A 25,845-nucleotide genomic window follows, 5' to 3' on the forward strand; every position below is an offset into this window, starting at 1 on the left:
GATCTTTACTATGCCTTTGTCCTCCGCTATCAGCAAGAATTTTGTATAACAAGCTGCTGATACTTTAGTTACAAGCCTATTTTCGGCTGAGTAAATGGATGGGCGCAGGACCAGGATTTTGTGACCTGATGGCTAAATGTTTGGATGGTGACGATTTAGTCTACACATTTTATGCGGCAGGTTACATAAGTGCCAGGTTATAATTTTATACTTTTCAATTACTTAATGGTAGTTATCGAGGTTCGACTTTATTCGAACCTCGATAAGTGAAATTTTTTAACGCGTTCGACCTGTTTCAAACGACAAGTAGGGAGCCTTGGGTTAGGGTCAAATCGGCATAACAACATAAATAAGGTGCGAAGCCGGCATCAACAGGGGAAGGAAGACACCATGATGAAAAAAACGAGGTTAGGCAGTGCCATTCAACAGATCTTGGGTCTGGCTGTTGGCGTTACATTGTTGCCTTCACTGGCGATGGCTCAGCAAGCTGAAACAGATGCTGAAACAAAGCAGAAGGCAGACGACAAAATTGAAGTCATTTCGGTGATGGGCATCCGTCGTAGTATGGAAACCACCATTGATATTAAAAAGAATGAAAGCTCTATCGTTGAAGCGGTATCGGCAGAAGACATTGGCAAATTACCAGATCAGAGTATTGCCGAGTCTTTAACCCGTTTACCTGGTCTGGCAGGACAGCGGGTAAATGGCCGGGTGCAGGTGATCTCTATTCGTGGTCTGGCGCCGGATTTTTCTACTACCACCTTAAATGGCCGCCAACAAGCCAGTGCCGGTGACAACAGAGCTGTGGAATACGATCAGTACCCTTCCGAGCTGATTAATGGTGCTGTTGTTTATAAAACCTCAGATTTAGCCATAGCAGGTATGGGGTTATCGGGCACTGTCGATATGCGCACCATCCGACCTTTGGCTCATGGCGAGCAAACCGTGATGATGAACCTGCGGGGTGAAAAAAGCTCCTTTGATCAAATGCACCCTGAAGTATCAGCCAATGGCTGGCGTGGTAGTGTCTCTTATATCGACCAGTTCGCCGACGATACAGTAGGCGTGGCCATTGGTTTTGCTCATATGGATACACCCACTCAGGTCAAACATTACAAAGCCTGGGAATGGAATACGGTAGAAACAGCACTTGAAGGCACAGAAAATGACGATGCGCTGGGTTTAGTCGGGCAGGAAGTGACAGCTGTGGCTCGTAGTCAGGTGCGTGATGGGGTGATGGCTGTATTTGAATTTAAGCCCAACGATCAGCTGCACAGTACTATTGATACCTACTACTCCAAATTCGAACAAGATGAAATTATGCGTGGCGTGATGTGGTTCACTAACCAGTGGACTGGTGATGGCATGCAGTTTGAAAATCCGACTTTTACTGAGTTTGGTGGCACCAAAGTTGTTCAAAGTGGCACTGCAACCAACCTTCGTCCTGTGCTGCGTAATGACAACAACACTCGCGATGATGAACTCAAAGCCATAGGCTGGAACACCAGTTATATAGTGGATCGCTGGACTTTGGAGCTGGATTTATCTTATTCAGGTTCCGAACGCGAAGAGCAGGTTCTGGAAACTTACGCGGGTTTAAACAATGGTGGTTTTGACTCCATTGGTTTTGACCTGACGCCTCATGGTTTCCCGACTTATACGCCTGCAACAGATTACACTGATGTCAATCAGGTGCAGTTAAGCGACCCGGCACCCTGGGGCGGCTGGGGCCACGACGGCTCTATTCGTTACCCTCATGTCAAAGAGCAAATCCGCGAAGCCGAAGCCAGTGCCCGTTATGATTTAACAGACACAGCTCTGGGTACTAATTTTAGCTCTATTGATTTTGGTATGAACTTTACCAAACGCACCAAAGATAAAGTGGTGGATGATAACGATCTGTTTTTGAAAAATGACAGAGCGCCAGTCTCCATAGACCCTTCGTTGCTGGTAAGCCCAACCTCGCTGGATTTCGCCGGTATACCGGGCGTGATTTCGTACGACATTTTGCCAACAGTTGACAGGTACTACGATATTTCTCCAATTCTGGATACCAACAGATGGAATAAAGCCTGGGGCGTGGATGAAGAAGTGTTGACCAGCTATCTGCGGATGAATCTGGATACTGAAGTCTTTGGTTTGCCACTCAAAGGTAACTTTGGTACTCAGGTGGTGCAAACCGATCAGCTATCCAGCGGTTTCCTAGCCAGCGATTATGATCCGGACAATCCGGCCACTCTGGTTCAGGTTGAAACCGGTGCTTCATATACTGATGTACTGCCGGCGCTGAACCTGAGTCTGGAAGTGCTGGAGGATCAGTTTGTCCGTTTTGCTGCAGGTAAAACTATGGCGCGTCCGCGTATGGATGAAATGCGCGCCAGCATTACCGCTGGTGTTGGTGTGGATTCCCGGCGCTGGAGCGGCAGCAGCGGTAACCCTGAACTGGAACCATGGCGTGCTAAAGCTTTGGATTTAACGTACGAAGCCTATTTTGATGGCAGTACTTATATTGCTGCTGGTGCCTTTTATAAAAAACTGGACAGCTATATCTACACCCAGAATTTTGACTTTGATTTTTCCAACGCACCGAATAATTCCACCATTGAGCCTATCAGTCCTATTGGCAATATGAGCCGGCCTGCCAACGGCCAGGGCGGTAATATCAAAGGGCTGGAGCTGAGTATGTCGATTGATATTGGCAATTACTATGCGCCGCTGGACGGTTTTGGTTTTATTGGCAGTCAGTCCTGGTCGGATTCGAGTATTCAGCCTGATGGCCCCGGAACTTCAAGCAAGCTGCCGGGCTTGTCAGACCGTGTACGTGATTTAACTCTGTACTTCGAACAAAACGGTTTTTCAGCCAGGGTGAGTCAGCGCTACCGTTCTGAATTCCGTGGTGAAGTGGTACAGCTGTTTGCGACACGGGGTTACACCGAAGTGCTGGCTGACAAACAAGTGGATGCTCAGTTGAGTTACAGCTTTGATGAAGGCCGTTTTGACGGCGTGACTTTGTTGATGCAGGTCAACAACCTGACCAACTCACCTTACACCACTCGTCTGAATACGCTGCAGGGCGGTGGTAGTTACTTCCCAGAAGTTTATGAAGAATACGGCCGGCAGTTCCTGCTGGGCGTGAGTTACAAGCTTTAGCAGAAGGTCGACACAATGCTTGAACCTATTCAGACCATTGTGATCGTCGGAGGCGGCTCATCCGGTTGGATGAGCGCGGCCTTACTGGCGAAACTGACAGGGCAGCGTTATCGGATTGAACTGGTTGAATCTGAACAGATTGGCACTGTAGGGGTTGGGGAAGCCACTATTCCTGCCATTAAGTTATACAACCATTTATGTGGCATTGATGAGCAGGAGTTTATTCGAGCTACAGGAGCCACCTTCAAATTAGGTATTGAGTTTGTGAACTGGGGGCAAAAAGGCGACAGCTATTTTCATGCTTTTGGCGCTTTGGGCCGCCAGTGGGAATGGCTAAGCTTTTATCAGTACTGGTTAAAGCTACAGCAGGAAGGTTTGGCGTTGCCTTTTGAACACTACTGCATCGCCAGTCAGATGGCGCAGCAGCATAAGTTTATGCCAGCCGACCCCACTCAGCCGAAGTCACCTGTCAGCGAAATTGCCTACGCCTATCATTTTGATGCCAGCCTGTATGCTCGTTACCTGCGCACCTTAAGTGAACAGCGTGGTGTAATTCGGCATGAAGGTATGATCAAGCATGTGGATCGGGATGCGGTGAGTGGCCATATCCGGCATCTGGTGCTGGAGGATGGCAGGCGAGTGGCCGGCGATTTGTTTATCGACTGCTCAGGGTTGCGGGCTTTATTGATTGGCCAGACTATGGGTGTGGGTTATGACGACTGGAGCCATTGGTTACCGAATGACAGCGCATGGGCTGTGCCTTCGGCAAGGCTTGCACAATTGCCGCCTTATACCAGGTCTACTGCTCACGAGTTTGGCTGGCAATGGCGTATTCCGCTGCAGCATCGAACCGGTAATGGTTTGGTGTTCAGTTCGGCTTATGTCAGTGATGAGCTGGCGCAACAACGCTTGCTGCAGACGCTTGAGCAGCAACAAAGTGCAGATCCACGGCTTATCCGCTTTACCACGGGCAAACGCAAACAGATGTGGCTTGGTAATTGTGTGGCTATTGGCTTGTCCAGTGGCTTCCTTGAACCGCTGGAGTCGACCAGTTTACATCTGGTGCAAACCGCTATTACCCGTCTGGTGAATTTGTTTCCTGATCGCAGTTTTTCTAAGGCCAATACCGATCATTACAACTTACTGGCCGCACAGGAAATGGAACAAATCCGCGATTTTATTATTGCGCATTACAAGGTGACTCAGCGGGATGACAGCGAGTACTGGCGCTACTTAAAGCAGATGAGTGTGCCGGACTCACTGCAACAAAAGCTGGATATTTTTCAGGCCTATGGCCGGGTGCATCGAGTGGCTGATGAGCTGTTTCGTGAAGACAGTTGGGTGCAGGTGTTGTTAGGTCAGCGCCTGATGCCACAGGGTTACGACCCTATGGTGGATAATAAAACCCTGGCTCAAATCAGCGATTTTGCCGCGTCCACAGCCCATGTGATTGCCGCTTGTGTGGACAAAATGCCAACACATACAGATTTTATTGCCGGAATTGCCGCGCATTAACAGAGGTTTTTTTATGAGATTGTTTCAAACACAGCTGAGGCTGATTGCTCTGGTATGGGCATGTATTTTGCCTTTCACTACCAGTGCCGCAACAAAAAGCTATTTATCCAGCGCTGATCAAAAGCAGTTATTGAGTACAGAAACAGCCTTATGGCAGCAGCCACTTGATAAAAAACTGCCGCTGTTGCAGCTTAATGCAGAGCAGCAATTTCAGCAGATGGATGGCTTTGGTTACACCCTGACGGGCGGTAGTGCTATGCATCTGATGGGCTTAACCGCAGAGAATCGCAAGCAATTGTTGCAGGAGTTATTTGGTGCTGATGGGCTGGCGGTGAGTTATTTACGTTTAAGCATTGGTGCTTCGGATCTGGACCCTGAGCCTTTTAGTTACAACGACTTACCCCAAGGCCAACAGGATCCTGAACTCAAACAGTTTTCAATAAAAGCGGATGAGAAATACCTGCTGCCTGTGTTGAAGCAAATACTGGCGATTAATCCGAACATTAAACTGCTTGGCAGCCCCTGGTCACCCCCAGCCTGGATGAAAAGCAACAATTCCACTATAGGCGGCGAGCTGCTGGAGCAGCATTTTGGCAGTTATGCCTTGTATTTTATGAAATACATTCAGGCGATGCAGCAACAGGGTATTCGTCTGGATGCTGTGACAGTACAAAACGAACCTTTGCATCCTGGCAATAACCCAAGCTTATTAATGCATGCCTGGGATCAGGCCAATTTTATTAAAAACCATCTGGGACCAGCGTTCAAAAAAGCCGGGCTTGCTACCAAGATTATTATTTATGATCACAATGCTGATCATGTGGAATACCCCATTACGGTGCTCAATGACAAAGAGGCAAAAGCCTATATAGACGGCTCGGCTTTTCATTTGTACAACGGCAGCATTGAAGAGTTGGACAAGCTAAAACAAGCGCATCCGGATAAGAATATTTACTTTACCGAGCAGTGGGTTGGCGCGAATTCAGAATTTGATGATTCACTGATGTGGCATATCGAGCATTTAATTATTGGTGCACCGCGGCATTGGGCCCGTAACGTGCTGGAATGGAATCTGAGTTCAGATGCTAAGCTGCGGCCTTTTACCAAAGGTGGCTGCAGTTTGTGTTTGGGGGCTTTGACTATTGATGGTCAGAAGGTGAAGCGGAATGTGGCCTATTACATTATTGCGCACGCTACTAAAGTAGTACCGTCCGGCTCAGTCCGTATTGATTCAGTATCAACGCAGGATATTCGTCATGTGGCTTATCTGCGCCCGGATGGCCGTTATGCGCTGATCCTGCAAAACCTGACGATGGACGCCAAAGGCTTTAATCTGCAATTAAATGGCTCGTTAGAGCCTTATTCGGTGCAGTTGCCACCCCGCACAGTATTAAGCTTGGTGCTTTAAGCTTAGAAAAGTCCTTTAGCTTTTGCTTTGATAGTAAAAGCTAAAGGCTGCTGTCAGAGTCTTTCTGGTCGCAAAGGGCATTGTATGGCACAATGACGGCCGTTTAGTCAGGCAGCCTTTCCCATGAAAATTGATTTACACAGCCACACTTATTGCTCAGATGGCGTATTAAGCCCAACCGAACTGGTTGAGCGTGCCGTCAGCAAAGGCGTGAATGTGCTTGCTATTACCGATCACGACACTATTGCAGGCCTTGCCGAAGCCCGCGTTGCTATTGCCGAAAAACAGCTGCCTTTGACTTTGATCCCAGGTGTGGAAATCTCGACCAGTTGGTACGAGTTTGAAATTCATATTGTCGGTTTAAATATCAATACTGATTGTCCGGTGTTTTTACAGCATTTAGCAGCTCAGCAGCAGCGCAGGGTAGAAAGGGCCGAAGAGATGGCGCGTCGTCTTGAGAAAAACAAAATACCGGACGTGCTGGAGAATGTATTAAAAATTGCCAATGGCGCAGCCTTAACCCGTACTCACTTTGCCCGTTATCTGGTGCAGATTGGCAAAGCCAGCTCGATGAATACCGTATTTAAAAAGTACTTAAGCCGCGGCAATACCGGTTATGTGCCGAACAACTGGGTGCCTATGCAAGAGGCTGTGCAGTGGATTTTAGCCGCAGGCGGCACTCCGGTGCTGGCGCATCCGCTGAAATACAAACTGAATGGCCGTTGGCTGACCCGTTTAGCAGAAGAGTTTTCTGCTGCTGGTGGTAAAGCCATGGAAGTTGCTTCTGCTCAAATGACACCAGTGCAAAAGCGCCAGGTCTGGATGCTGTGCCAGAAGTTTGGTTTAACGGCGTCAGCTGGTTCTGATTTTCATCAGGAAACACCATGGAATGAGTTGGGGCGCCAGTTGTATTTTACCGACGATGTCACTCCTGTATGGCATGACTGGCAGTTGCCAGAGCCTGAATCAGCACAGCTTTCATCTTGATTTTTAACGAATTTATTGCTATTTCTTAAACATACTTTAGTGCCAAGTGCAGAGAATAAGAAGAGTTTTATGAGCCAATTTTTTTATGTTCATCCTGAGAATCCACAGCAACGTTTAATTAAACAGGCTGTGCATATTATTCAACAAGGTGGGGTAGTGATTTACCCAACAGATTCAGGTTATGCGTTGGGTTGTCATATAGGTGATAAAGCGGCGCTTGAGCGTATTTTGCAAATCCGTCAGATGAGCACAGAGCATCACTTTACCCTGATGTGCCGCGACTTTTCTGAGTTGTCTGTTTATGCCAAGGTAGAAAACAGCGCCTTTCGCTTAATCAAAAACCATACGCCTGGTGCTTACACTTTTATTTTAAAAGGCACAAAAGAAGTCCCTAAGCGTTTGCTCAATGAAAAGAAAAAGACCGTAGGTTTACGTATTCCGCAAAACAAAATTGCGCTGGCGCTGTTAGAAGAGCTGGGTGAACCTTTGATGTCGAGTTCCTTAGTGTTGCCTGGCAATGACTTTGCTGAATCGGACCCGGAAGAAATGCGTGATCAATTAGAACGTCAGGTGGATTTAATTATTCACGGTGGCGTTATTGCTGAAAACCACACTACAGTGATTGATTTATCAGACGATAACCCCGTAGTAATCCGACAAGGTGCAGGCGATAGCAGTGCTTTCATATAAGTTTGGGTTTGGGTGTTTAGCCAATGTCTGAGTCTTTAGCCGACAGCTTTGCCAGCCTGACGATACAGCAGCCTTTGCCGCTGGCTTTTGTTCGCGGCGAGGCTGTGCTGGATAAGCCGGAAGACTTGTATATTCCGCCTGAAGCACTGTCGGTATTGCTGGAAAGTTTTGAGGGCCCACTCGATTTTCTGCTGTATTTAATTCGTCGTCATCGCTTTGATATTGTCGATTTACCCATCAACGAAATCACCCTGCAGTATATGGAATACATAGATTTAATGCAGGATATGAACTTTGAACTGGCAGCAGAGTATTTGTTAATGGCCGCTATGCTGGCGGAAATTAAATCGCGTTTATTACTGCCACAACACGACCATAAAGCTGATGACGAAACCGACCCCAGAGCCGATTTAGTCCGGCGCTTGCAGGAATACGAAATTATCCGTAAAGCTGCCACCGACGTGGATTTATTGCCACGCCAGGAGCGGGATTATTTCCCTGCCAAAGCGGGGTTGGACGATAACTTTGAACCTTATGTGATTTTGCCTGAAGTGTCGTTGCAGGAAATTTTGCTGGCACTGAAAGACATTGCTAAACGTGCCAAAGATTTTCAGCACCACCAGATTAAAAAAGAGCATTTATCCACCCGAGAGCGCATGAGTAAGATTTTAGAGTTGCTAAAAGGCCGCTCTGACTACCTTGAGTTTGCTGAATGTTTTGAGTTATCAGAAGGGCGACAGGGTGTAGTCGTCAGCTTTTTAGCTATTCTGGAGCTGGTAAAAGAAAAGCTAATTCAGGTCATCCAGATAGAAGCTTATGGTCAGATCCACGTGAAATTGGCATAATGACCGGCATATTTGAAGCTACAGACTAAGGAGAGGGCATGGCGAAAAAAATTAACGAGCAACAACTGCTGCAGTTAGTCGAAGCCGCTATTTTTGCCTCTGACAAACCTTTGTCTGTCAATGACTTACAAAGCACTGTGCTGGAAAGTTTTGAGTTAACCCGAAAACGTCTGCAGCAGGCATTAGCGCAGTTGCAACAGGATTATTTAGGCCGGGGTATTCAGTTGATTGAAACTGCCTCTGGTTTTCGGTTTCAGACCCGCGCTGATTTAAGTGAATATCTGGCCTTACTCTGGCCAGAGCGCTCGCCGCGTTATTCCCGTGCCGTGCTAGAGACTTTGGCGTTGATTGCTTATCGTCAACCTATTACCCGCGGCGAAATTGAAGAAGTGCGGGGTGTGACGGTCAGCAGTCAGATTATGCGTACTTTGCTCGACCGGGGTTGGGTCAAAGTGGTAGGGCATAAAGAAGTACCGGGTCGTCCTGGTTTGTACGCCACGACGCCGACATTTTTAGATTATTTTGGCTTAAAGGATTTAAGCGATTTACCTGCTCTGGCCGAGTTTCAAGCAACGCCGGATTTTTTTAACCCAGTCGTGATGACTGAAGAGATACATTAAATCATGAGTGAAAAACTACAGAAAGTGCTGGCGCGATCCGGTGTTGGATCCCGCCGCGAGATGGAAGAATACATCAGTGCTGGACGTGTGACTGTGGATGGCAAAGTGGCGTCATTAGGCGACCGTATTAATGCAAATCAACAAGTGCGGGTCGACGGCCATCCGGTCAAAATTGCAGCAGAAGCTGAACAGGTATGCCGTGTTATTGCTTACCACAAACCTGAGGGCGAAATTTGTTCGCGTATCGACCCTGAGGGTCGTCCTACAGTATTTGACCGCCTGCCAAAAATTAAAGACTCACGCTGGATTGCCATTGGCCGTTTAGATATCAATACCAGCGGTTTATTGCTGTTCACCACAGATGGTGAAATGGCCAACCGTTTAATGCATCCAAAGTTTGAAGTAGAACGTGAATATGCAGTGCGTGTATTCGGTGATGTAAACGATGCAATGATCCAAAAACTGCGCACAGGCGTGGAGCTGGAAGATGGTAAAGCCAACTTCAAAAAAGTAAAAGCTATGGGCGGCGAAGGTATTAACCGCTGGTTCCATGTGGTTTTGACGGAAGGCCGTAACCGTGAAGTTCGCCGTATGTGGGAATCGCAGGGTGCTGTGGTTAGCCGCTTAATTCGTATCCGTTACGGCGATTTGTTATTACCTAAACATTTACCAGCCGGTGGTTATGCCGAATATCCGCTGGAAGATGTGAACTACTTACGTAAGCTGGTGCATTTATCGGCTGAAACTGAAAGCTTAATGAAACCGGAAGACCGCGATGAGCGTCGTCGTCGTATGGCAGGCATTAAGCGTGCAGTGCGTAAGCATCAAATCATGGTGCAATCGGGTGTTAAACCTGAAGTAGTGAAAGCAGAAAAAGCAGCGGCCGCCGAAAAAGCCAAAGCGAAAAAGCCAAAACAAACTCAGAAAAAACGTACCCGCATCTGATGTTTAATTAACTTTCCTTATCAAAACATCACTGCAATCTGGCTTAAGGTCAGATTTTGGGGTCAGAGCCAAGGCTCTGACCCCGCAAACTAAATTTCACCTTAATTCATTCAGTTAGCATTAATTTATCTGGTCGGACATCAAAATGACATTTTGGGGCGTCTAACCTGTTAGATAAATGAAATGAAAGAGCCTGAGGAGAAGTGCAATGAATGTATTAGAGCTGAAATTAGGCATGGTTTGCCAAACCAAAAAAGGTATAGGTGTAGTGAGTTGGATTGATGCACAGGACAGAGCTGTGTATTTGTCTGATCTGGATAATAAAGATCAGCATATAGCCGTCTCTTTTGATGATCTGCAGGACGAACCTCAGCTGCATCAAAAAGCGGATATTTATTACTAAGAGTCCACGCTCCACTCTGCTCACAAAAGCCCGCCTGCTTATGCCGCGGGCTTTTTTTACAGAATTTTCTGCTTTGTCATTTTTACTTCGATTCTGATTTGTCTGAGCTGCTATACAGTTCCTGCCTGAATTGATACTGTAGTTTACATCAATACTTCAGAGACAAACCAATGAAAACCATAGGGTTATTAGGCGGAATGAGCTGGGAGTCGACTATTCCTTATTATCGTCAGATCAACCAGCGCATCAAACAACAGTTAGGTGGCCTGCACAGCGGAAAAATCATTTTATACAGTGTGGATTTTGCACAAATTGAAGAATTGCAGCGCAGTGGCGACTGGGACAAAGCCGGTGAGTTGTTAGCAGATGCCGCGCTCAAGTTACAGACTGCAGGTGCTGATTACTTAGTGCTTTGTACCAATACCATGCATAAGGTTGCCGCTGTTATTGAAACTGCAGTGACTATTCCACTGTTACATATTGCTGATGCAACGGCCGAAGCTATACAAGCTGCTGGTCTTCACAAAGTCGCTTTATTAGGCACCCGTTTTACCATGGAGCAGGATTTTTACAAAAAGCGCCTGACAGATCGTTATGGTTTAGAGGTGCTGGTGCCGGATGAAGAGGGCAGGAACCTGGTGCATCAGGTTATTTATCAGGAGTTGTGTTTGGGCGTGGTGAATCCAAATTCACGGCTGCAGTATCAACAAATCATGGCTGATTTGGTGACACAAGGCGCAGAAGCTATTATTTTAGGCTGCACTGAAATAGGTTTATTGGTAAGCGCTGAAGACTGCACAGTGCCGTTATTTGACACCACAGCTTTGCATGCGCAAAAAGCTGCAGATTATTCTCTGTCTGTTTCTTAGGGGACTGGGACGGTGGAGGCTTGGCAGAATAAGGAATTGATGATGTTGTATTTATACCTCGAAGTGGATTTATCGGATGATGATGCCGACTTAGACGAAGTTGCGCGGGACTGTGGTCATACGCTGAGTCACCCGCAGCTTTCAGACTGGGATCTGTTAGGTGTAACTAATTGGCATGGTCATGCTTGTCTGGAGTTTCAGCTGCAGATGAAAGAGGCCATTGAAGATGCTGAGTTACATCAGTTGATCAGCGATATACAGGTGCAGATTTCACATCCGGCCGTATCGTCCAGCCGCACTATGTTGGTGAGCAGTGTCAAAGAGAGTTAAACAATTTAGCTTTTCAAATCGATACGCTGGTGAATATTGTGCCACTCGTCCGGGAATTTCCCCTGTAGCACATAAGAAAATGCGATGAGCTCGGCGATAATAATATAGAGCTCTTTTGGGATATCACTGCCCAGTTCAATACGTTGCAGCACTTTCACCAGTTCCTGATCCTCATGCACCAAGACTCCATGTTCTTTGGCTGTAGCAATAATGTCCTGCGCCAGTTCGCCATGACCTTTAGCGACGATTTGTGGTGCATTTTTGCCATCGTAGGCCAGAGCAACGGCACTGGCGTCTATATCTATAGCATCGGGGTTTTTAGTCACGTCTTTCATCTGTATCCTTTAGACCCGAATGGCCAGCAAGCTGGTGGTTTTAGGCATTAAACTGTCCGGAATTTTACCCAACTGACAATGGGCTTCTTTGACATCAATGCCTTGAGCTTTGCATCTGTCTTTCAAAAGTGGCAAGTATTTTTCTGCCAGCAGTTTCAGCATGCTGGTGTCTGTATATAACTGCAACGACAAGGACGAGCCGGATAACTTGCTGATGGCCAATAATTGTCCCAGATGTTTTAAATCAAACTTCATCGATAACTGCCAGGCCACAGATTTGCCTTTGCCTTTTTCCTGCTCTTCTTCCTGCTGAGTAATGGCTATCTGGCAAAAATCCGAAACCTGCTGATTTTGAATGGGCAAGGTTAAGAAGATCTGCTGCAACGGGTCTTTGCTTTGCTGCTCCAGCGTAGATAACTGTGCATGTTGCATCGACGAGCTTTGGCTGGATAGTTGTTTCAATAACTGGCTGCTTTGAGTTTGATCGAGCTGTGCAACAAATTCTTTTAGCTTATGATCTTTATTTGGCCCCTTGTCATTTTGCGGCAGGGTCTGGCCTAAACGTCCTAATAACAACTGAATAGCGACCGCCAAAGTACCAGCTGCGGTTTGCGGCATAGTGACGTTTTGCAGCGGATTAAACTGCAATAAGGCCTGCAACTGAGCGGGTAGTTGTGCCAGATTAGTCAGCTTGCTGGCATCCGGCTGGCTTTGACGTACTAATTGCAAAATAGCTTTTACCGCTTCTGGCAATTCGGGCATTTCGACCAGACTTTCCCACTCTGGATCCAACATAGGCAATAACTGGCGCCACGCTTGATTCAGTACTGCCGGTTCTACTTGCGGTTTTATAAATTTAGCCGCTTCGACTGAGCCTGACACAGCCTGGCTTGGTTCTGTTTTAGAGCTTTGCAGCTGCAACACTTTAGGCTGTGCTTCAATCACTATGGTTTTTTGTTCTGGTATAGCTTTGAGCTGTAACTGGCCTTGAGGCGTGAGTTGCAGCTGATACTGTGGGTCTGCCAGTTGCTGTTTGGTTGCAGCTGGCAAAGGCAGTTGTTTTAACTCATTTAAACTCAGCACTGTGCCTGATACTGCATTGGTCAGTTGGGGTAATACCAAAGGCAAAATGCGTTGCTGCACAGGGGCAGACAACGGAATAATAGTTTGCTGCTGTGCTGAAGCTGAGGCAGATATTTTTATCTGTGCCGGAGTTTGTCCCGCTGCTACGGGCTGATTTTTGAGGTTGTGCGATGTGGATTCAGTTTTTAACGGCACTGTCAGCAACTCTGACGCAGCTTTTGTATCCACAGCATTCGGCAGCAAGGCCGCTTTTGGCAAAACCAGGCTAAGCTGCCCGGCTTTTAATTGCAGCTTCGCGTCCAGCCATTGGCTGGCTGGCAGGTTTTGCAAAGCCGCAGGTAAGGGCAACTGCACTTTATTTTGTCCCAATTGCAAAATCAGTTGTTGATCCTGGCGCTGAATTTGTACCTGCACCTGCACGACTTTTGCCAGGTTAGTGCTTGCCTGTGTTTGCAGCTGGGCCGTTAATTGAGTGCTTAATTGAGCGGAAAGTTGCGTACTGAGTTGAGTGCTGGGTTGGGCGCCGGGCTGAGTTGAAATTTGCGCACTGAGTTGTGTCACTAATTGTTGTAACTGCGGCTGAGTCAGTTGCACCGGCATAGGCTGAGGGCCGTTCTGGCTGAGTTTTAGCTGCAACTGTCCCGATAAGGCCTGGCTTAATTGCACCATTAACTGGCCCTGCAAGGCCGGTAAATTCAGTTTAGCGTCCTGAATAAGTACCATACCAGCAGCAGTTTGCAGCTTTAATTGGCCCAAACCATCTTTACCAATATTCAACAGCGCCTGATAGTTGTGTTCTTCCACCAGCACAGCAGCGGGCACAGACCCTTTGGTTTGGGCACTTAACGCGCTATCTACAGTAATCTGGTTCACTTATAGTCAGGTCCATTGTTAGTCACAGTGCATAGTTGCTTCTGTGTATCGGCAGTTGTGGCTTTGATCTGAAACATTAATTTCTACAAAGCCCGCTGTTTCAAGGTTATAGCGCATTCGTATTCTATTGCCAATATGCTAAGATGCCGCGACTTTTTTTGGGAGTTTGCCCTTTGTCGATAATTTTGGCCGCCGAAGCATTAAGCTGTGTCCGCCAGGACAGAGTGTTATTTGAAAACTTAAATTTTCAGTTAAGTGCAGGGCAAGTGCTTTATATACAAGGAAAAAACGGTGCCGGTAAAAGTTCGCTTTTGCGACTGCTGGCGGGTTTAACTTTGCCTGAAGACGGTCAGATTTTATTCCACGGTAAACCTCTACAGTCCCAAACCGAATTTTTCGCTGACCAATTACTTTTTATTGGCCATCAAAGCGGCATCCATCCCCAGCTCACGGCGTTACAAAATTTAGCCTTTTGGTCGGCCTTGTCCGAACAACCTCTGGTTGAGCCATATCAGTTACTTGGCTCTTTAGGTCTGGCTGGTCTGGAAGATATTCCTTGTTTCATGCTCTCTGCAGGTCAGCAGCGCCGCGTCTCTTTAGCCCGTTTATGGTTCACAGATAAATCACTCTGGATATTGGATGAGCCTTTTACTTCGTTGGATCAGCAGCTTATTGCTAAGCTTGAGTACCATTTTTTACAACATTTGTCCGCTGGTGGCGTTATTGTACTGACCAGCCATCAGAGCTTGTCTGCCTCTTATCCGGCACTTCAGGCTCTTGAACTGGAGTACAGATGGTGATGTGGCGAGCTTTAGTCAAACGTGAATTGCAGTTACTGGGGCGGCAAAAAGCCGATTGGCTCAATCCGCTGGTGTTCTTTTTATTGGTACTGAGCTTGTTTCCGCTGGGTATTGGTCCTGAACCCGGTATGCTTAAACAAATAGCACCAGGTCTGGTCTGGATAGCGGCTTTGTTGAGTGTATTGTTATCTGCTGAACGTTTGTTTAAAGATGATTACCGTTACGGCGTAATCGAGCAGTTGGTCGCAGGTCGGCAAGGCTTATTTAGCTATGTGACGGCAAAAATTTGCTGTCACTGGTTATCGACTGGCGTGCCTTTAGTACTGGTGTCTCCGTTAATTGCGGTGTTATTGGGACTCGATTGGCAAAGCTGGCAGGTTTTAGTGGTGACCTTATTGCTCGGTACGCCCGTATTAAGTTTGTTAAGTGTGCTTGGCGCAGCACTCACTATGGCCGCTGATAAAGGCGGCATATTGCAGGCGCTGATTATTTTACCTTTGTATATTCCACTGCTGATTTTTGCCAGTGGTGCAATGGAAGCCGCAGCCACAGCTTTGCCTTATACAGGGCAACTGGCTGTATTATTAGCTTTTTTATTATTTGCTTTAGCGCTGGTGCCTCTGGCCGTGCGTCAGGCACTTCGAATGAATGTGGGGTAGTATGTTCCGTTGGTTAGATCCTTACGCCAAACCTGAAACTTTGTACCACCTGTGTGGCCGCTTATTGCCTTATTTGATGGGGCTGGCGGTATTTACATTGTTGCTGGGAAATATCTGGGGACTGGCCTTTAGCCCTTCAGATTATCAGCAAGGTGACAGCTACCGCATTATCTACATTCATGTACCTTCCGCTATCTGGTCTATGGGCGCCTACAGCAGCATGGCTATTGCTGCATTTATCGGTTTAGTCTGGCAAATTCGTGTTGCACAATGGGCCGTTTTGGCGATAGCTCCTATAGGTGCTGTCTATACAGTCATCGCATTATTTACCGGTGCAGCCTGGGGCAAGCCGATGTGGGGCACCTGGTGGGTGTGGGACGCGCGTTTAACCTCCGAATTAGTGCTGTTGTTTTTATATTTAGGTGTCATAGCTTTAGCCGGTGCTTTTTCAGAAGCAGCCCGTGGGATTAAAGTGGCTTCCTTGCTGGCGATAGTTGGGGTGGTGAATCTGCCTATTATTCACTACTCAGTCGAGTGGTGGAATACGCTGCATCAGGGCGCCACTATTACGAAGTTTGCTAAACCTTCGATTGACGCTTCAATGCTGTGGCCTTTACTGATTAGCATTTTAGGTTTTGCGCTTTTATTAGCGGCTTTAACCTGTTTACGCTTACGCAGTCAGATCTTAATTTTTGAACAGCACAGACCCTGGGTCCGGCAGTTGGTAGATTCAATGGGTGACTTAAGTCAGAAGGAGCGGAACTAATGGCTTTTACATCCTGGACAGAATTTTGGGCTATGGGCGGTTACGCGCTTTTTGTCTGGTTATCTTTCGGTACTACTTATCTGTTATTGCTGGGGTTGTGGTGGTACAGCAAACGTCAGCATAAAGATATACAACAACAAATCCGTGCCAAAGCAGCGCGGGAACAACGGGTGCGGCAACATCAGGAGAGTGAGAAGTAGATGAATCCGAGACGTCAAAAACGCTTAGTGGCCGTCCTGGCCTTTGTGTTGTTGTTAGGTGGTGCTATTGGCGCCATGTTGTATGCATTGCAGCAAAATATTGATTTGTTTTATACCCCAAGCCAACTGATTGAAGGCATGGGAGATGACAAAGTGAAACCTGAAATAGGCCAGCGCTTGCGAATTGGCGGTATGGTGGTAAAAGGTTCAGTACGCCGTGACCCAAACTCACTGAAAGTCAGTTTCGATTTGGTCGATACGGGCCCACTGGTCACAGTGGAATACGAAGGCATATTGCCGGATTTATTCCGTGAAGGGCAGGGCATAGTAGCCCAAGGTGTGCTGGTTGATGCGAAGACAATACTGGCTTCTGAAGTGCTTGCGAAACACGACGAAGAATATATGCCTCCTGAAGTGGCTGAAGCGGTAAAAGGCATTAAACATGTAGCGCCGAAAAATTATCAGTCCTATGGGCAACCACAAGCCGAAAAACCTGAAACGACAAAGACTGAAGCCAAGAATCCTGAAGAAAACAAGCCAGCAGGTCAAAAGCCATGATTGCAGAATATGGTCAACTGGCGCTGACCTTTGCGCTTTGTATTTCTTTGGCTTTGGCGATAGTGCCTTTGTATGGCAGTTTTAAAGGCCAACAAACCGCCTTACAGCTTGGTAATCCGTTGGCTTATGCCTTGTTTTTACTGACCGCATTTTCGTTCTGGGCTTTGTCCTACGCCTTTTGGGCTAATGACTTTACTGTGGTTTATGTGGCAACCAACTCCAATTCTTTATTGCCTTGGTACTATCGTTTAACAGCGGTCTGGGGTGGTCATGAAGGCTCGATGTTATTGTGGTTATTAACCTTGTCCGGCTGGATTGCGGCAGTAGCGCTATTTTCCCGTAGTTTACCTCTGCAGTTTCAGGGCCGGATTTTAGGTGTGATGGGTTTAGTTGCTTTAGGTTTTTATGCCTTTGTGCTTTTTATGTCGAACCCCTTTGAACGCAGCCTGCCGTATTTCCCGGTTGATGGCCGTGACTTAAATCCGCTGCTACAAGATTTTGGCATGATCATTCACCCACCCATGTTGTATATGGGCTATGTCGGTTTTGCGGTGTCCTTTGCTTTTGCGATAGCGGCATTAATGGGTGGTAAGTTTGACAGCACCTGGGCGCGCTGGGCCAGACCCTGGACTTTAGCTGCCTGGTTGTTTTTAACTTTAGGTATTATGCTCGGCAGCTGGTGGGCTTATAACGAACTGGGCTGGGGCGGTTGGTGGTTCTGGGATCCGGTAGAAAACGCATCCTTTATGCCATGGCTGGTCGGCACAGCGCTGATCCACTCTTTAGCTGTAACTGAAAAACGCGGTACCTTCAAATCCTGGACAGTACTACTGGCGATAGCTGCATTTTCGTTAAGTTTATTGGGCGCCTTTTTAGTGCGTTCAGGCGTTTTAGTTTCTGTGCATTCTTTTGCCGCCGATCCGGACCGTGGTTTGTATTTACTGGCATTTTTACTGGTGGTCGTCGGTGGTTCATTACTGCTGTATGCCCTTCGGATGAACTCAGTTCGCAGTCAGGCCCGTTACGAGTTGTTTTCCCGTGAAGTGCTGCTGTGGGGCAATAATATTTTTCTGTTAACAGCTACCTTGGTGGTGCTGTTGGGCACTTTATTCCCGCTAGTGCATAAAGAGCTGGGTTTAGGTTCTATCTCTATTGGCGAGCCGTTTTTTAATCAGCTGTTTTATTATCTGGTGATCCCTTTTGCCTTGTTGTTGGGGTTAGGCCCCTGGGTGCGCTGGAAACAACAGCAGGTGAAGCCTCTGTTAAAGCCTATGAGTTTAATCGCCATTGCCACCTTAATTCTGGCGTTGGGGACTTTGGCAACGTTGCAAAGTGTTCAGGCCAATTTAGCTCTGCTCGGTTTGTTGTTAGGCGCCTGGGTTGGCTCGTCCGCTATTTTTGAATTGTTGCAGCGCTTACAGCAGTTTGGCTCTGTTAAACAAGGTTTAACTAAACTCAACGCCAGCCATTTTGGTATGACGCTGGCGCATATTGGTTTTGCTGTGCTGGTGATTGGTGTGGCTATGACCAAAACCTACAGTGTAGAAACACAAGTCAGAATGAAAGCCGGTGAGCAGGTGGAACTGGCTGGCTATCAATTTAAGTTAGTTGAAGTCTATCCATTAGATGGGCCTAATTACAAAGGCGAAGCGGCCGAACTGGATGTCAGTTACAAAGGCGACTACGTCACGCACTTACATGCAGAAAAACGTTTTTACACAGTGCAGCGCAGTGTGATGACAGAGGCTGCTGTACATGCCCGTTTAAGCCGTGACTTGTATGTGGCTTTGGGTGAATCGCTGAATGATGACAGTTGGGCCTTAAGTTTGTACGTGAAGCCTTTTGTGCGCTGGATTTGGTTGGGCGGTTTACTGATGGCGTTGGGCGGCTTGATTGCACTCTGCGATAAACGTTACCGTCGTCGCGTTGGTGATCGAAAAGAGGCCACTGAACTGAAGGAAACTGCAGATGCGTAAGTTGGCATTTTTTATCCCATTTGTGCTTTTTATTGCCTTGTCGGTGTTTTTATTCAGCGGCTTATTTTCAAACCCAATGGAGCGCGAATCCTCAGTCCTGAATCAACCATTGCCAGCTTTTGCGTTGCCAGATTTACAGCAACCTGAAAAAATCTGGACGCCAGACAGTGTGAAGGGGAAGCCTTTTTTACTGAACGTCTGGGGCACCTGGTGTGTGACCTGTAATGCTGAGCTGGCTTATTTAACAGAGCTGCGTGAGCAAGGTGTGATGATTGTTGGTTTGTATTATCAACAGCCGGTAGACGCCGCCTTTGGTGAAGTCTTTAACCTTGCTGCCTTGCAGCAGGAAGTAGCGCTGAAACTGGAGCAACAAGGCAATCCGTACCAGTGGAATATTCTGGATAAAGACCGCACGCTGATTTTTGATTTAGGTGTGACAGGCGCCCCCGAGACTTTTTTAATCGATGCTCAGGGCATTATCCGGTATCACCATATAGGCGATATTAATCCGCAGGTATGGCAACAAAAGCTGGCCGCCGCTTATCAGAGTTTGCAGGAGTAAGGCATGAAATACTTTTTCCTTAGTCTGCTGCTGATCACAGGCGCAGCGCAAGCGACCCAGGCCTTAACAGAGTTTAAAAGTCCAGAGCAGCAAGCGCTGTTTAAAGAGCTGACGCATGAGCTGCGTTGCCCTAAATGCCAGAACCAGAACATTGCCGACTCCAACGCTGTAGTGGCTGTGGATATGCGAGCCAAAACTCTGGAGCTGGTGCAGCAGGGGCAAAATAAAGAACAAGTGCTGGATTATATGAAAAGCCGTTACGGCGATTTTGTGCATTACCAGCCACCGCTGAATAAATTCACGTTGATTTTATGGTTGTTGCCAGCGCTGATGGTGTTTGGGCTTATTGTGTTGCTGTTGTTTCGCCGTAAGGCAGAACGCAACTTTGTTGCATCAGAGTCCAGTGATAAAACTCAGTCGCAACCAGAACAGCAATTGGAACAGCAACTTGATCAACTGATTGAGCAGTACAGGAGAAAAAGCTGATGCTGATGTCGTTAAGTTTTGCCGCAGCATTGATGCTGGTACTTATTCTGGTATTGCTGCTGTTTTTTCGCCGCAAAGGTGAGGAAGTGCAGTTAAGCCCGGTGGCGCAGTTTGAAGATAAACTACGCCTGTTGTCTCAAGCCCGTGATAACGGCGAATTGGCAGAACAGGATTTCGCCCAGGCCGCCACTGAATTAAAAACTCAGTACCTGCAATCGCAGCAAAGTCAGCAGACTGTAGCAAGCCCTGCAACAGCCTGGGTGTTAGGGACTAGCTTATTGGTTGTAGTGGGTACTGCAGCGCTTTATAGCCTGACAGGGCATTTTACAGAGCTGCAGAACTGGCAAACAGCGCAACAGCAGTTACCTGCTTATGGTGAGAGGGCACTGTTAAATCAAGGCGAGCCGCTGACGGAAGAAGAAATTGAGCTTTTTGCTTTGGCGCTGCGCACGAAAATCAGCAAGGAAGGCGATGATGCCGTAGCCTGGTTTGTGATTGGCCGGATCTGGTTATCCAAAGGAATGTTGGATGATGCCATTGAAGCCTTTGAAAAAGCCCTAGCGTTAACTCCGAACCGCGTCAATGTGCTGATCAGTTACAGTCAGGCACTTTTGGTCGCCAGTGGCGATGAAAATCTGGCCAAAGCCGCCTTGAGTTTAGCCAAAGTGTTGCAGCAGGACCCAGAGAACTCGGATGCTTTGTCTATGCTGGCGATGGTGGCTGAAGAGCGTGGCGATAAAGAGCAAGCTCAGCAGGCATGGCAGTTGTTGTTGCCTAAGCTGGATAAAGCCGATCCCCGTTATGCACTGGTGCAACAAAAACTGGGGTTAGCCTCTACACCACAACAAACTGCAACTTCAGAACAAACAGCCACAACAGCTGTGTCTGGTCGTCAGGTGTCTGTGCAGTTAACTATCAGCCCGGAGCTGGCAGAACACTACAAAACCGGTACTTTGTTTGTGTTCGCTAAAGCTGTGGATGGTCCGCCTTTGCCTTTGGCGGTACAAAAGCTTGCTGTGTTTAATGGCACTCAAACTATAGAGCTCAGTGAAGCTCAGGCCATGCAGCAAGGCTGGACCTTAGCCAATGCAGAACGTATTCAAATCAGCGCTCGTTTGTCTTTATCAGGGCAAGTATTGAATGACGAGAATGGCCCACAAGTACAGTCCGAAGTGCTGAGTTTTAACGAGCCTAAATTGCGTCTGAGTCTCAGTCTGCAGCCTTAACTCGCGCTGAAGCAGTGCAGATAAAAACTGCAGAATCGTCGATTAAATAAGCAAAAGGTCATGCTCTGGCCTTTTGCTGCGGCGTTCTGCCCCTTTGCCTCTTTTCATTTGATGCCCAATAGGCTATAACACGGCAACTTTGAGAAGTCTGTCCGGTGTTTGGGCTTGCAATTTGCGGTCTGCATCAGTCAGTCAGTTACCTTCAACCATAATTAAAATAAACCCACAATCTAGGATCACGTTATGAATCAACCGCCAGCTTCGGGGACTTTATTCGGTCATCCGAAAGGACTCTTCCTGCTTTTTTCCACGGAAATGTGGGAGCGTTTTTCCTACTACGGGATGCGCGCTTTACTTATTCTTACCTTAGTTGCTGCTACTGAATCCACTAACCCTGGTTTTGGTCTGAGCAATGGCGATGCCTTGTTATTGTATGGCTACTACACAGGTTTGGTGTACGCCGCGACTTTGTTTGGTGGTTTGATTGCAGACAACCTGTTAGGTCAGCGTAAATCTATTATCCTGGGCGGCACTTTAATGGCTATCGGTCAGTTTACGTTGTTTGCTGCCACACCCCACAGCATGTCGCTTTTTTATGTAGGTTTAGGTTTTATTATTGCCGGTAACGGTTTATTTAAACCAAATATCTCTGCCATAGTCGGTGATTTGTATCCTCAGGGTGATGCGCGTCGTGACGGTGGTTTTACCATTTTCTATATGGGTATTAACTTAGGTGCTTTTATTGCGCCGTTAGTCACTTCTTCTTTAGGTGAAAGCGACAGTTTCGGCTGGCGTTATGGTTATTTAGCTGCCGGTATTGGTATGGCTTTATCTGTCGTGATCCAGCTGTTGTTTGCACAAAAGTACTTAGGAGATTTAGGTAAAGTACCTGGTCGTATTTCGTCACGCAATGCCTCTGGTACTCCAACGCCGCTCACTAAAGTTGAATTCGACCGTCTGCGAGTCGTGTTATTCCTGTTTATCTTCGTGACTATGTTCTGGCTGGCCTTTGAACAAGCCGGTGGCTTAATGAGCTTGTTTGCTTCTGAACATACAGACCGTATGGTTGGCACTTTTGAAGTTCCGGCAGGCTGGTTCCAGTCATTAAACCCGCTGTTTATTCTGATGTTCGCGCCACTATTTGCCTGGTTATGGGTAAAACTGAATGCGATGAATAAGCAACCTGACGCCCCTATCAAAATTTTATTTGGTATGTTGTTGACCTCTATTGGTTTTATCTTCTTGATCGTTGGTGTATTTGAAATGCAGGTAAACCCTTCAGCCAAATCCAGCATGATGTGGTTAACCTTAGCTTTCTTATTCCATACGTTAGGAGAGCTGTGTATTTCTCCTGTTGGTTTGTCATTAATGACCAAGCTGGCTCCGGTGAAACTGGCGTCGCTTATTATGGGTGTCTGGTTCCTGATGCCTGCTGTTGCTCACTATCTGGCAGGTTTTGTGGGGGCTTATTCTGACACAGCCGGCGAAAACAGTGCTGTAGTTGAATTTGCCGCATCCTTTGGTGTACAGGCCGCTCACGCTGGTTTACTGGTGGTGTTTGGTGGTATAGCTGTAGCGCTGGTGGTATTTGCTGCTGTGCTGTGGATGTTATCCGGTACTTTAGTACGCTGGATGCATGGTGCTGAGCGTATGCAAAGCTAAGCGTTCAGAACGCTTAAAAAGGCCAGCTGGAGCAATCCGCTGGCCTTTTTTATGCCCGTTATACTTGTCGCATCCCTGCAACTTCCATTACTTTGGATTTATAAATTAAGGAGTAAAAATGAAATCCATCTGTTTGTTCATTTGTGTTCTGAGCTTCCAGTTAATGGCTGGTTCTTTGAACTGGCAAAGAAAAGCCGATTTGCTTATGCCTGTGCAGGAAATTTACCCTGCGGTATTTCAGGGCGAAATTTATGTCGCCGGAGGTTTAAGCTCTGAACTGCCAAAACAACAAGGCCAAATGACGGCACAAGTACAGATTTATAATCCAAAAACCAATACATGGCGTTATGGACCAGCTTTACCTGAAGGGCGCCATCATGGCCAACTGGTGGCTGTGAATGACCAGCTATTTTTATTCGGTGGTTTTATTCAGGCGAATGGCGGTAATTGGAGTGCCAGTGCTGATGTACTGCAATTAGATCTTGATCAGCAGCGCTGGTTAAAAGTAGCAAGCTTGCCTGCGCCATTAAGTGAAACCGTCAGTTGGGTGCTGGATCACAAAGTGCATCTGATCTCAGGTCGCTCTCCTGCAACAAAAGCGAATGCACAGTGGCACGATCAGGCGGATGTGGCAACCCACTGGATTTTTGATCCAAAGTTATTAAAAACCGAAGTGGCGCCAGCGCTGCCAGAAGCTAAAAATAGTGCAGCCGCTGTCGTGTTTAATGAAGCCGGCTATCTGGTCGGGGGACGACAAGTCAAAGGTGGTAACAAAGCTGGTGTTCATAGTTTTAATCCAAAAAACCAGCAGTGGGCTGCGCAAAAAGCTATGCCTGAAGCGCAAGCCGGTTTAGCCGCAGCTGTGCTCAATCAGCAGCTATGGGTGTTTGGTGGTGAGTTTTTTCAGCAGGGTGGAGGTGTCTTTCACAAAGTCTGGTCTTATTCTGCTGCAGACAATAACTGGCAACAACAGGGGGAAATGCCAGTACCACGCCATGGTTTAGGGGCTGTTGCATTGGATGATGCTATTTATGTCATAGGCGGGGCTACAGCAGCGGGTTTAAAACAAACCAGCGCAGTGCTGGAGAGAGTCATTATCAAATAAATATTAAATGAAAAAGGCCAGCAGTGCTGGCCTTTGCTCTCTGGATAGTTAACTGCTGCTGGTTAAGGCAGGTATTCATCCAGATAAGCTTCGTCTTCTTCGGCTTTTTTCGGTGGATTACCGTCGTAAATCTGAAACTCTTTACGCTGGTAATAGGCTTCTTTGATAAAAGCGTATGGGTCTACTGATTCATTGAGCAACTGTTCCATCGACATCATCTCCTCACGACCACCTAAAGCACCTAAGACGGCTTTGGTGATAGTTAAAGGCGTATTCAGCCAGGTCGATGGGAAATACAGGTTATCAACCACAGTGCCAGTGGTATCTCTTACCGTAGATGGGCCTAAGGCTGGCAGCATCAGATAAGGACCGTCACCTACACCCCAGGTGGCTAAGGTTTGATTAAAGTCTTCATCCTGATCTTTTAAATCCAGGCGGGTTGCTACATCAAACAAACCAAATAAACCTACAGTGCTGTTTAGTACAAAACGACCCAGGCTTATCGCCGCACTTTTCGGTTTGGCCTGCAAGATGCCGTTTACAAAGTTAGTAGGTTCATCCAGGTTGCTAATCACATTGGATATACCGGTACGGGCTGGTTTTGGCACTACTGTCATATACCCTACAGTGGCAGGGCGCAGTACATAAGCATCCAGTATGTCGTAGTTAAAATCCCAGATATCCCGGTTCACAGATTCAATAGGATCCCGCGGGTCCTGATAATTAGTTTGCGCTTGTTGTTCGTCTGCTGCTTTTTTGCTGGCGCAGCCAGTCGCCGTCAAGAGTAACAGGCACGACACTAAAACAGGCTTCATGCGTAAGACCATAAATTTGCATCCGTTTAGGGGAAATAACATATTGATTATTATACGGGTAAAGCATGGCATGGATCATCAGCTTTACTGCATTGATTTGTGTTAAATAGCTGAAAAAAGTTGCATCAAGCCGGAAAAATAGCCGAAAAGGAATAAAAGTCTATTTTAAGACCTGTGGCAAGCCTGTTGCGACTTGCTGCTGCTCGGTACTAAAGATTTCTTTTTCAATGCGCAGCCAGCTTTGGCAGTAGTCCCAGTCTGTGCTCAGTGGCAACCAGTTCATGCCATCAAGCATGCAGTTTAAATTGAACAAAAATGGATGAGCTCCTTGCAGGCGCTCTATGCTGTAGGTCTCGCTGGCACTGCTTAAAAGCGCTATACCACCAAAAGAAATAGCCCAGTTGGCAAACGCCATTAGATCCACTGTAGCGCCGGCTTTGGGTTGCAGTTCATTGGCCTCTATAGCCTGTTGCAACAACAGATCGACCATCCCTGATATGTCTTTCTCCAGCTCCTGCTGCGCAGTGAGACGTGCAGCAGAGCTTTTTTCCTGCACCCATGGCGATTTGGCAGTCAGTACACAGTTAAACAAAATCGGCTGCATTTTTGCTGACAATAAATAAGCCTGATGCAAAGCCAGCGCTTTTTCCCTGCTGCTGCCATTAAACAATTCAGCTTTTTTAAACAAACTGATTTCGTGGCGTAAAGCAGCGTTACAGAGGGCCGTGATCACATCTTCTTTGCTGGAAAAATGATTGTAGATTGTACCTTTGGAATAAGGGCTGGCTGCTGTCAGTTTATCCATGGTCAAATTGGCGTACCCTTCGGCTTCGACCAACTGATGGGCTATCTGCAGTAATTCCTGCTCACGATCGGCTATGGCTTGCTGTTTTTTGCTAAACCTGTGCTCTAAAGGGCAACTGCGTAACTCTTTGTTGGCAATGTCACACAAAAACTTCAGCATAAAGGTGTTTTCC

At 47.1% G+C, this 25,845-nt stretch carries 26 protein-coding genes; 22 read left to right on the forward strand and 4 right to left on the reverse strand.

Features of this window, described 5'->3' with window-relative positions; genetic code table 11:
• Positions 1-390 precede the first annotated feature (390 nt).
• The 11 genes from OM978_RS08305 (at position 391) to OM978_RS08355 (ending at position 11,762) form a co-directional block, all read left to right on the forward strand.
• Positions 391-3,150, forward strand: a complete 2,760-nt coding sequence (locus OM978_RS08305) for a TonB-dependent receptor (RefSeq protein ID WP_264346367.1) — start codon at positions 391-393, stop codon at positions 3,148-3,150.
• A gap of 15 nt (positions 3,151-3,165) precedes the next feature.
• The gene (locus OM978_RS08310) at positions 3,166-4,665 is read left to right on the forward strand and encodes a tryptophan halogenase family protein (protein ID WP_264346368.1); all 1,500 of its coding nucleotides are present in this window, start codon (positions 3,166-3,168) and stop codon (positions 4,663-4,665) included.
• 13 nt (positions 4,666-4,678) lie between these two features.
• A complete protein-coding gene (locus tag OM978_RS08315; protein ID WP_264346369.1) occupies positions 4,679-6,073 on the forward strand; it encodes a glycoside hydrolase family 30 protein in 1,395 nt (464 codons plus the stop codon).
• Positions 6,074-6,196: 123 nt separating this feature from the next.
• Positions 6,197-7,060 (forward strand): RNase RNM, encoded by an 864-nt coding sequence (rnm, locus tag OM978_RS08320; protein ID WP_264346370.1) that lies wholly within the window; start codon positions 6,197-6,199, stop codon positions 7,058-7,060.
• Between the two features lie 69 nt (positions 7,061-7,129).
• The gene (locus OM978_RS08325) at positions 7,130-7,750 is read left to right on the forward strand and encodes an L-threonylcarbamoyladenylate synthase (protein WP_264346371.1); all 621 of its coding nucleotides are present in this window, start codon (positions 7,130-7,132) and stop codon (positions 7,748-7,750) included.
• 23 nt (positions 7,751-7,773) lie between these two features.
• On the forward strand, positions 7,774-8,595 hold the full coding sequence (locus tag OM978_RS08330) for a segregation and condensation protein A (RefSeq protein ID WP_264346372.1): 822 nt from the start codon (positions 7,774-7,776) through the stop codon (positions 8,593-8,595).
• A gap of 38 nt (positions 8,596-8,633) precedes the next feature.
• A complete protein-coding gene (scpB, locus tag OM978_RS08335; protein ID WP_233008962.1) occupies positions 8,634-9,215 on the forward strand; it encodes an SMC-Scp complex subunit ScpB in 582 nt (193 codons plus the stop codon).
• A gap of 3 nt (positions 9,216-9,218) precedes the next feature.
• Positions 9,219-10,160 (forward strand): 23S rRNA pseudouridine(2605) synthase RluB, encoded by a 942-nt coding sequence (rluB, locus tag OM978_RS08340; RefSeq protein ID WP_264346373.1) that lies wholly within the window; start codon positions 9,219-9,221, stop codon positions 10,158-10,160.
• Positions 10,161-10,368: 208 nt separating this feature from the next.
• Positions 10,369-10,563, forward strand: coding sequence for a hypothetical protein (locus tag OM978_RS08345; protein WP_053424663.1), 195 nt, complete (start codon positions 10,369-10,371; stop codon positions 10,561-10,563).
• Positions 10,564-10,733: 170 nt separating this feature from the next.
• Positions 10,734-11,432, forward strand: coding sequence for an aspartate/glutamate racemase family protein (locus tag OM978_RS08350; RefSeq protein ID WP_264346374.1), 699 nt, complete (start codon positions 10,734-10,736; stop codon positions 11,430-11,432).
• Between the two features lie 39 nt (positions 11,433-11,471).
• Positions 11,472-11,762 carry a hypothetical protein gene (locus tag OM978_RS08355; RefSeq protein ID WP_264346375.1) on the forward strand — a complete coding sequence of 97 codons (291 nt, stop codon included), beginning with the start codon at positions 11,472-11,474 and terminating at the stop codon, positions 11,760-11,762.
• A gap of 5 nt (positions 11,763-11,767) precedes the next feature.
• Here the strand turns inward: OM978_RS08355 and OM978_RS08360 are convergent, their stop codons facing one another.
• Together OM978_RS08360 and OM978_RS08365 are read right to left on the reverse strand one after the other, a co-directional pair.
• Complete coding sequence (locus tag OM978_RS08360; RefSeq protein WP_264346376.1) at positions 11,768-12,097, reverse strand: EscU/YscU/HrcU family type III secretion system export apparatus switch protein; 330 nt, start codon at positions 12,095-12,097, stop codon at positions 11,768-11,770.
• Between the two features lie 9 nt (positions 12,098-12,106).
• On the reverse strand, positions 12,107-14,053 hold the full coding sequence (locus tag OM978_RS08365; RefSeq protein WP_264346377.1) for a hypothetical protein: 1,947 nt from the start codon (positions 14,051-14,053) through the stop codon (positions 12,107-12,109).
• Positions 14,054-14,226: 173 nt separating this feature from the next.
• On the opposite strand from OM978_RS08365, the gene ccmA reads away from it, so the two are divergent.
• The 11 genes from ccmA (at position 14,227) to OM978_RS08420 (ending at position 24,053) form a co-directional block, all read left to right on the forward strand.
• Entirely contained in the window at positions 14,227-14,853 is a 627-nt protein-coding gene (ccmA, locus tag OM978_RS08370) for a cytochrome c biogenesis heme-transporting ATPase CcmA (RefSeq protein ID WP_264346378.1), read from the forward strand.
• Positions 14,847-15,512 carry a heme exporter protein CcmB gene (gene ccmB, locus OM978_RS08375; RefSeq protein WP_264346379.1) on the forward strand — a complete coding sequence of 222 codons (666 nt, stop codon included), beginning with the start codon at positions 14,847-14,849 and terminating at the stop codon, positions 15,510-15,512. The genes ccmA and ccmB overlap by 7 nt, the downstream gene beginning before the upstream one ends.
• A gap of 1 nt (position 15,513) precedes the next feature.
• The gene (locus tag OM978_RS08380) at positions 15,514-16,278 is read left to right on the forward strand and encodes a heme ABC transporter permease (RefSeq protein ID WP_264346380.1); all 765 of its coding nucleotides are present in this window, start codon (positions 15,514-15,516) and stop codon (positions 16,276-16,278) included.
• On the forward strand, positions 16,278-16,478 hold the full coding sequence (ccmD, locus tag OM978_RS08385) for a heme exporter protein CcmD (RefSeq protein WP_264346381.1): 201 nt from the start codon (positions 16,278-16,280) through the stop codon (positions 16,476-16,478). The genes OM978_RS08380 and ccmD overlap by 1 nt, the downstream gene beginning before the upstream one ends.
• On the forward strand, positions 16,479-17,036 hold the full coding sequence (gene ccmE / locus OM978_RS08390) for a cytochrome c maturation protein CcmE (protein ID WP_264346382.1): 558 nt from the start codon (positions 16,479-16,481) through the stop codon (positions 17,034-17,036).
• Positions 17,033-19,012, forward strand: coding sequence for a heme lyase CcmF/NrfE family subunit (locus tag OM978_RS08395; protein WP_264346383.1), 1,980 nt, complete (start codon positions 17,033-17,035; stop codon positions 19,010-19,012). Before ccmE ends, OM978_RS08395 begins: the two co-directional genes overlap by 4 nt.
• On the forward strand, positions 19,005-19,574 hold the full coding sequence (locus OM978_RS08400) for a DsbE family thiol:disulfide interchange protein (protein WP_233008974.1): 570 nt from the start codon (positions 19,005-19,007) through the stop codon (positions 19,572-19,574). Before OM978_RS08395 ends, OM978_RS08400 begins: the two co-directional genes overlap by 8 nt.
• Positions 19,575-19,577: 3 nt before the next feature.
• Positions 19,578-20,060, forward strand: coding sequence for a cytochrome c-type biogenesis protein CcmH (locus tag OM978_RS08405; RefSeq protein WP_264346384.1), 483 nt, complete (start codon positions 19,578-19,580; stop codon positions 20,058-20,060).
• The gene (gene ccmI / locus OM978_RS08410; RefSeq protein WP_264346385.1) at positions 20,060-21,286 is read left to right on the forward strand and encodes a c-type cytochrome biogenesis protein CcmI; all 1,227 of its coding nucleotides are present in this window, start codon (positions 20,060-20,062) and stop codon (positions 21,284-21,286) included. The genes OM978_RS08405 and ccmI overlap by 1 nt, the downstream gene beginning before the upstream one ends.
• 243 nt (positions 21,287-21,529) lie before the next feature.
• Positions 21,530-22,948: a peptide MFS transporter gene (locus OM978_RS08415; protein WP_264346386.1), complete on the forward strand. Its 1,419-nt coding sequence runs from the start codon at positions 21,530-21,532 to the stop codon at positions 22,946-22,948.
• A 118-nt stretch (positions 22,949-23,066) separates the two neighbouring features.
• Positions 23,067-24,053, forward strand: a complete 987-nt coding sequence (locus tag OM978_RS08420) for a Kelch repeat-containing protein (protein WP_264346387.1) — start codon at positions 23,067-23,069, stop codon at positions 24,051-24,053.
• 62 nt (positions 24,054-24,115) lie between these two features.
• On the opposite strand, the gene OM978_RS08425 is transcribed toward OM978_RS08420, so the two are convergent.
• Both OM978_RS08425 and OM978_RS08430 read right to left on the reverse strand, forming a co-directional pair.
• Positions 24,116-24,868, reverse strand: a complete 753-nt coding sequence (locus OM978_RS08425) for a VacJ family lipoprotein (protein ID WP_264346388.1) — start codon at positions 24,866-24,868, stop codon at positions 24,116-24,118.
• A gap of 160 nt (positions 24,869-25,028) precedes the next feature.
• The gene (locus OM978_RS08430; protein ID WP_264346389.1) at positions 25,029-25,832 is read right to left on the reverse strand and encodes a TetR/AcrR family transcriptional regulator; all 804 of its coding nucleotides are present in this window, start codon (positions 25,830-25,832) and stop codon (positions 25,029-25,031) included.
• Positions 25,833-25,845 lie beyond the last annotated feature (13 nt).

It is taken from the genome of Rheinheimera sp. MM224, assembly GCF_947090785.1.
Classification (GTDB): Bacteria; Pseudomonadota; Gammaproteobacteria; order Enterobacterales; family Alteromonadaceae; genus Pararheinheimera.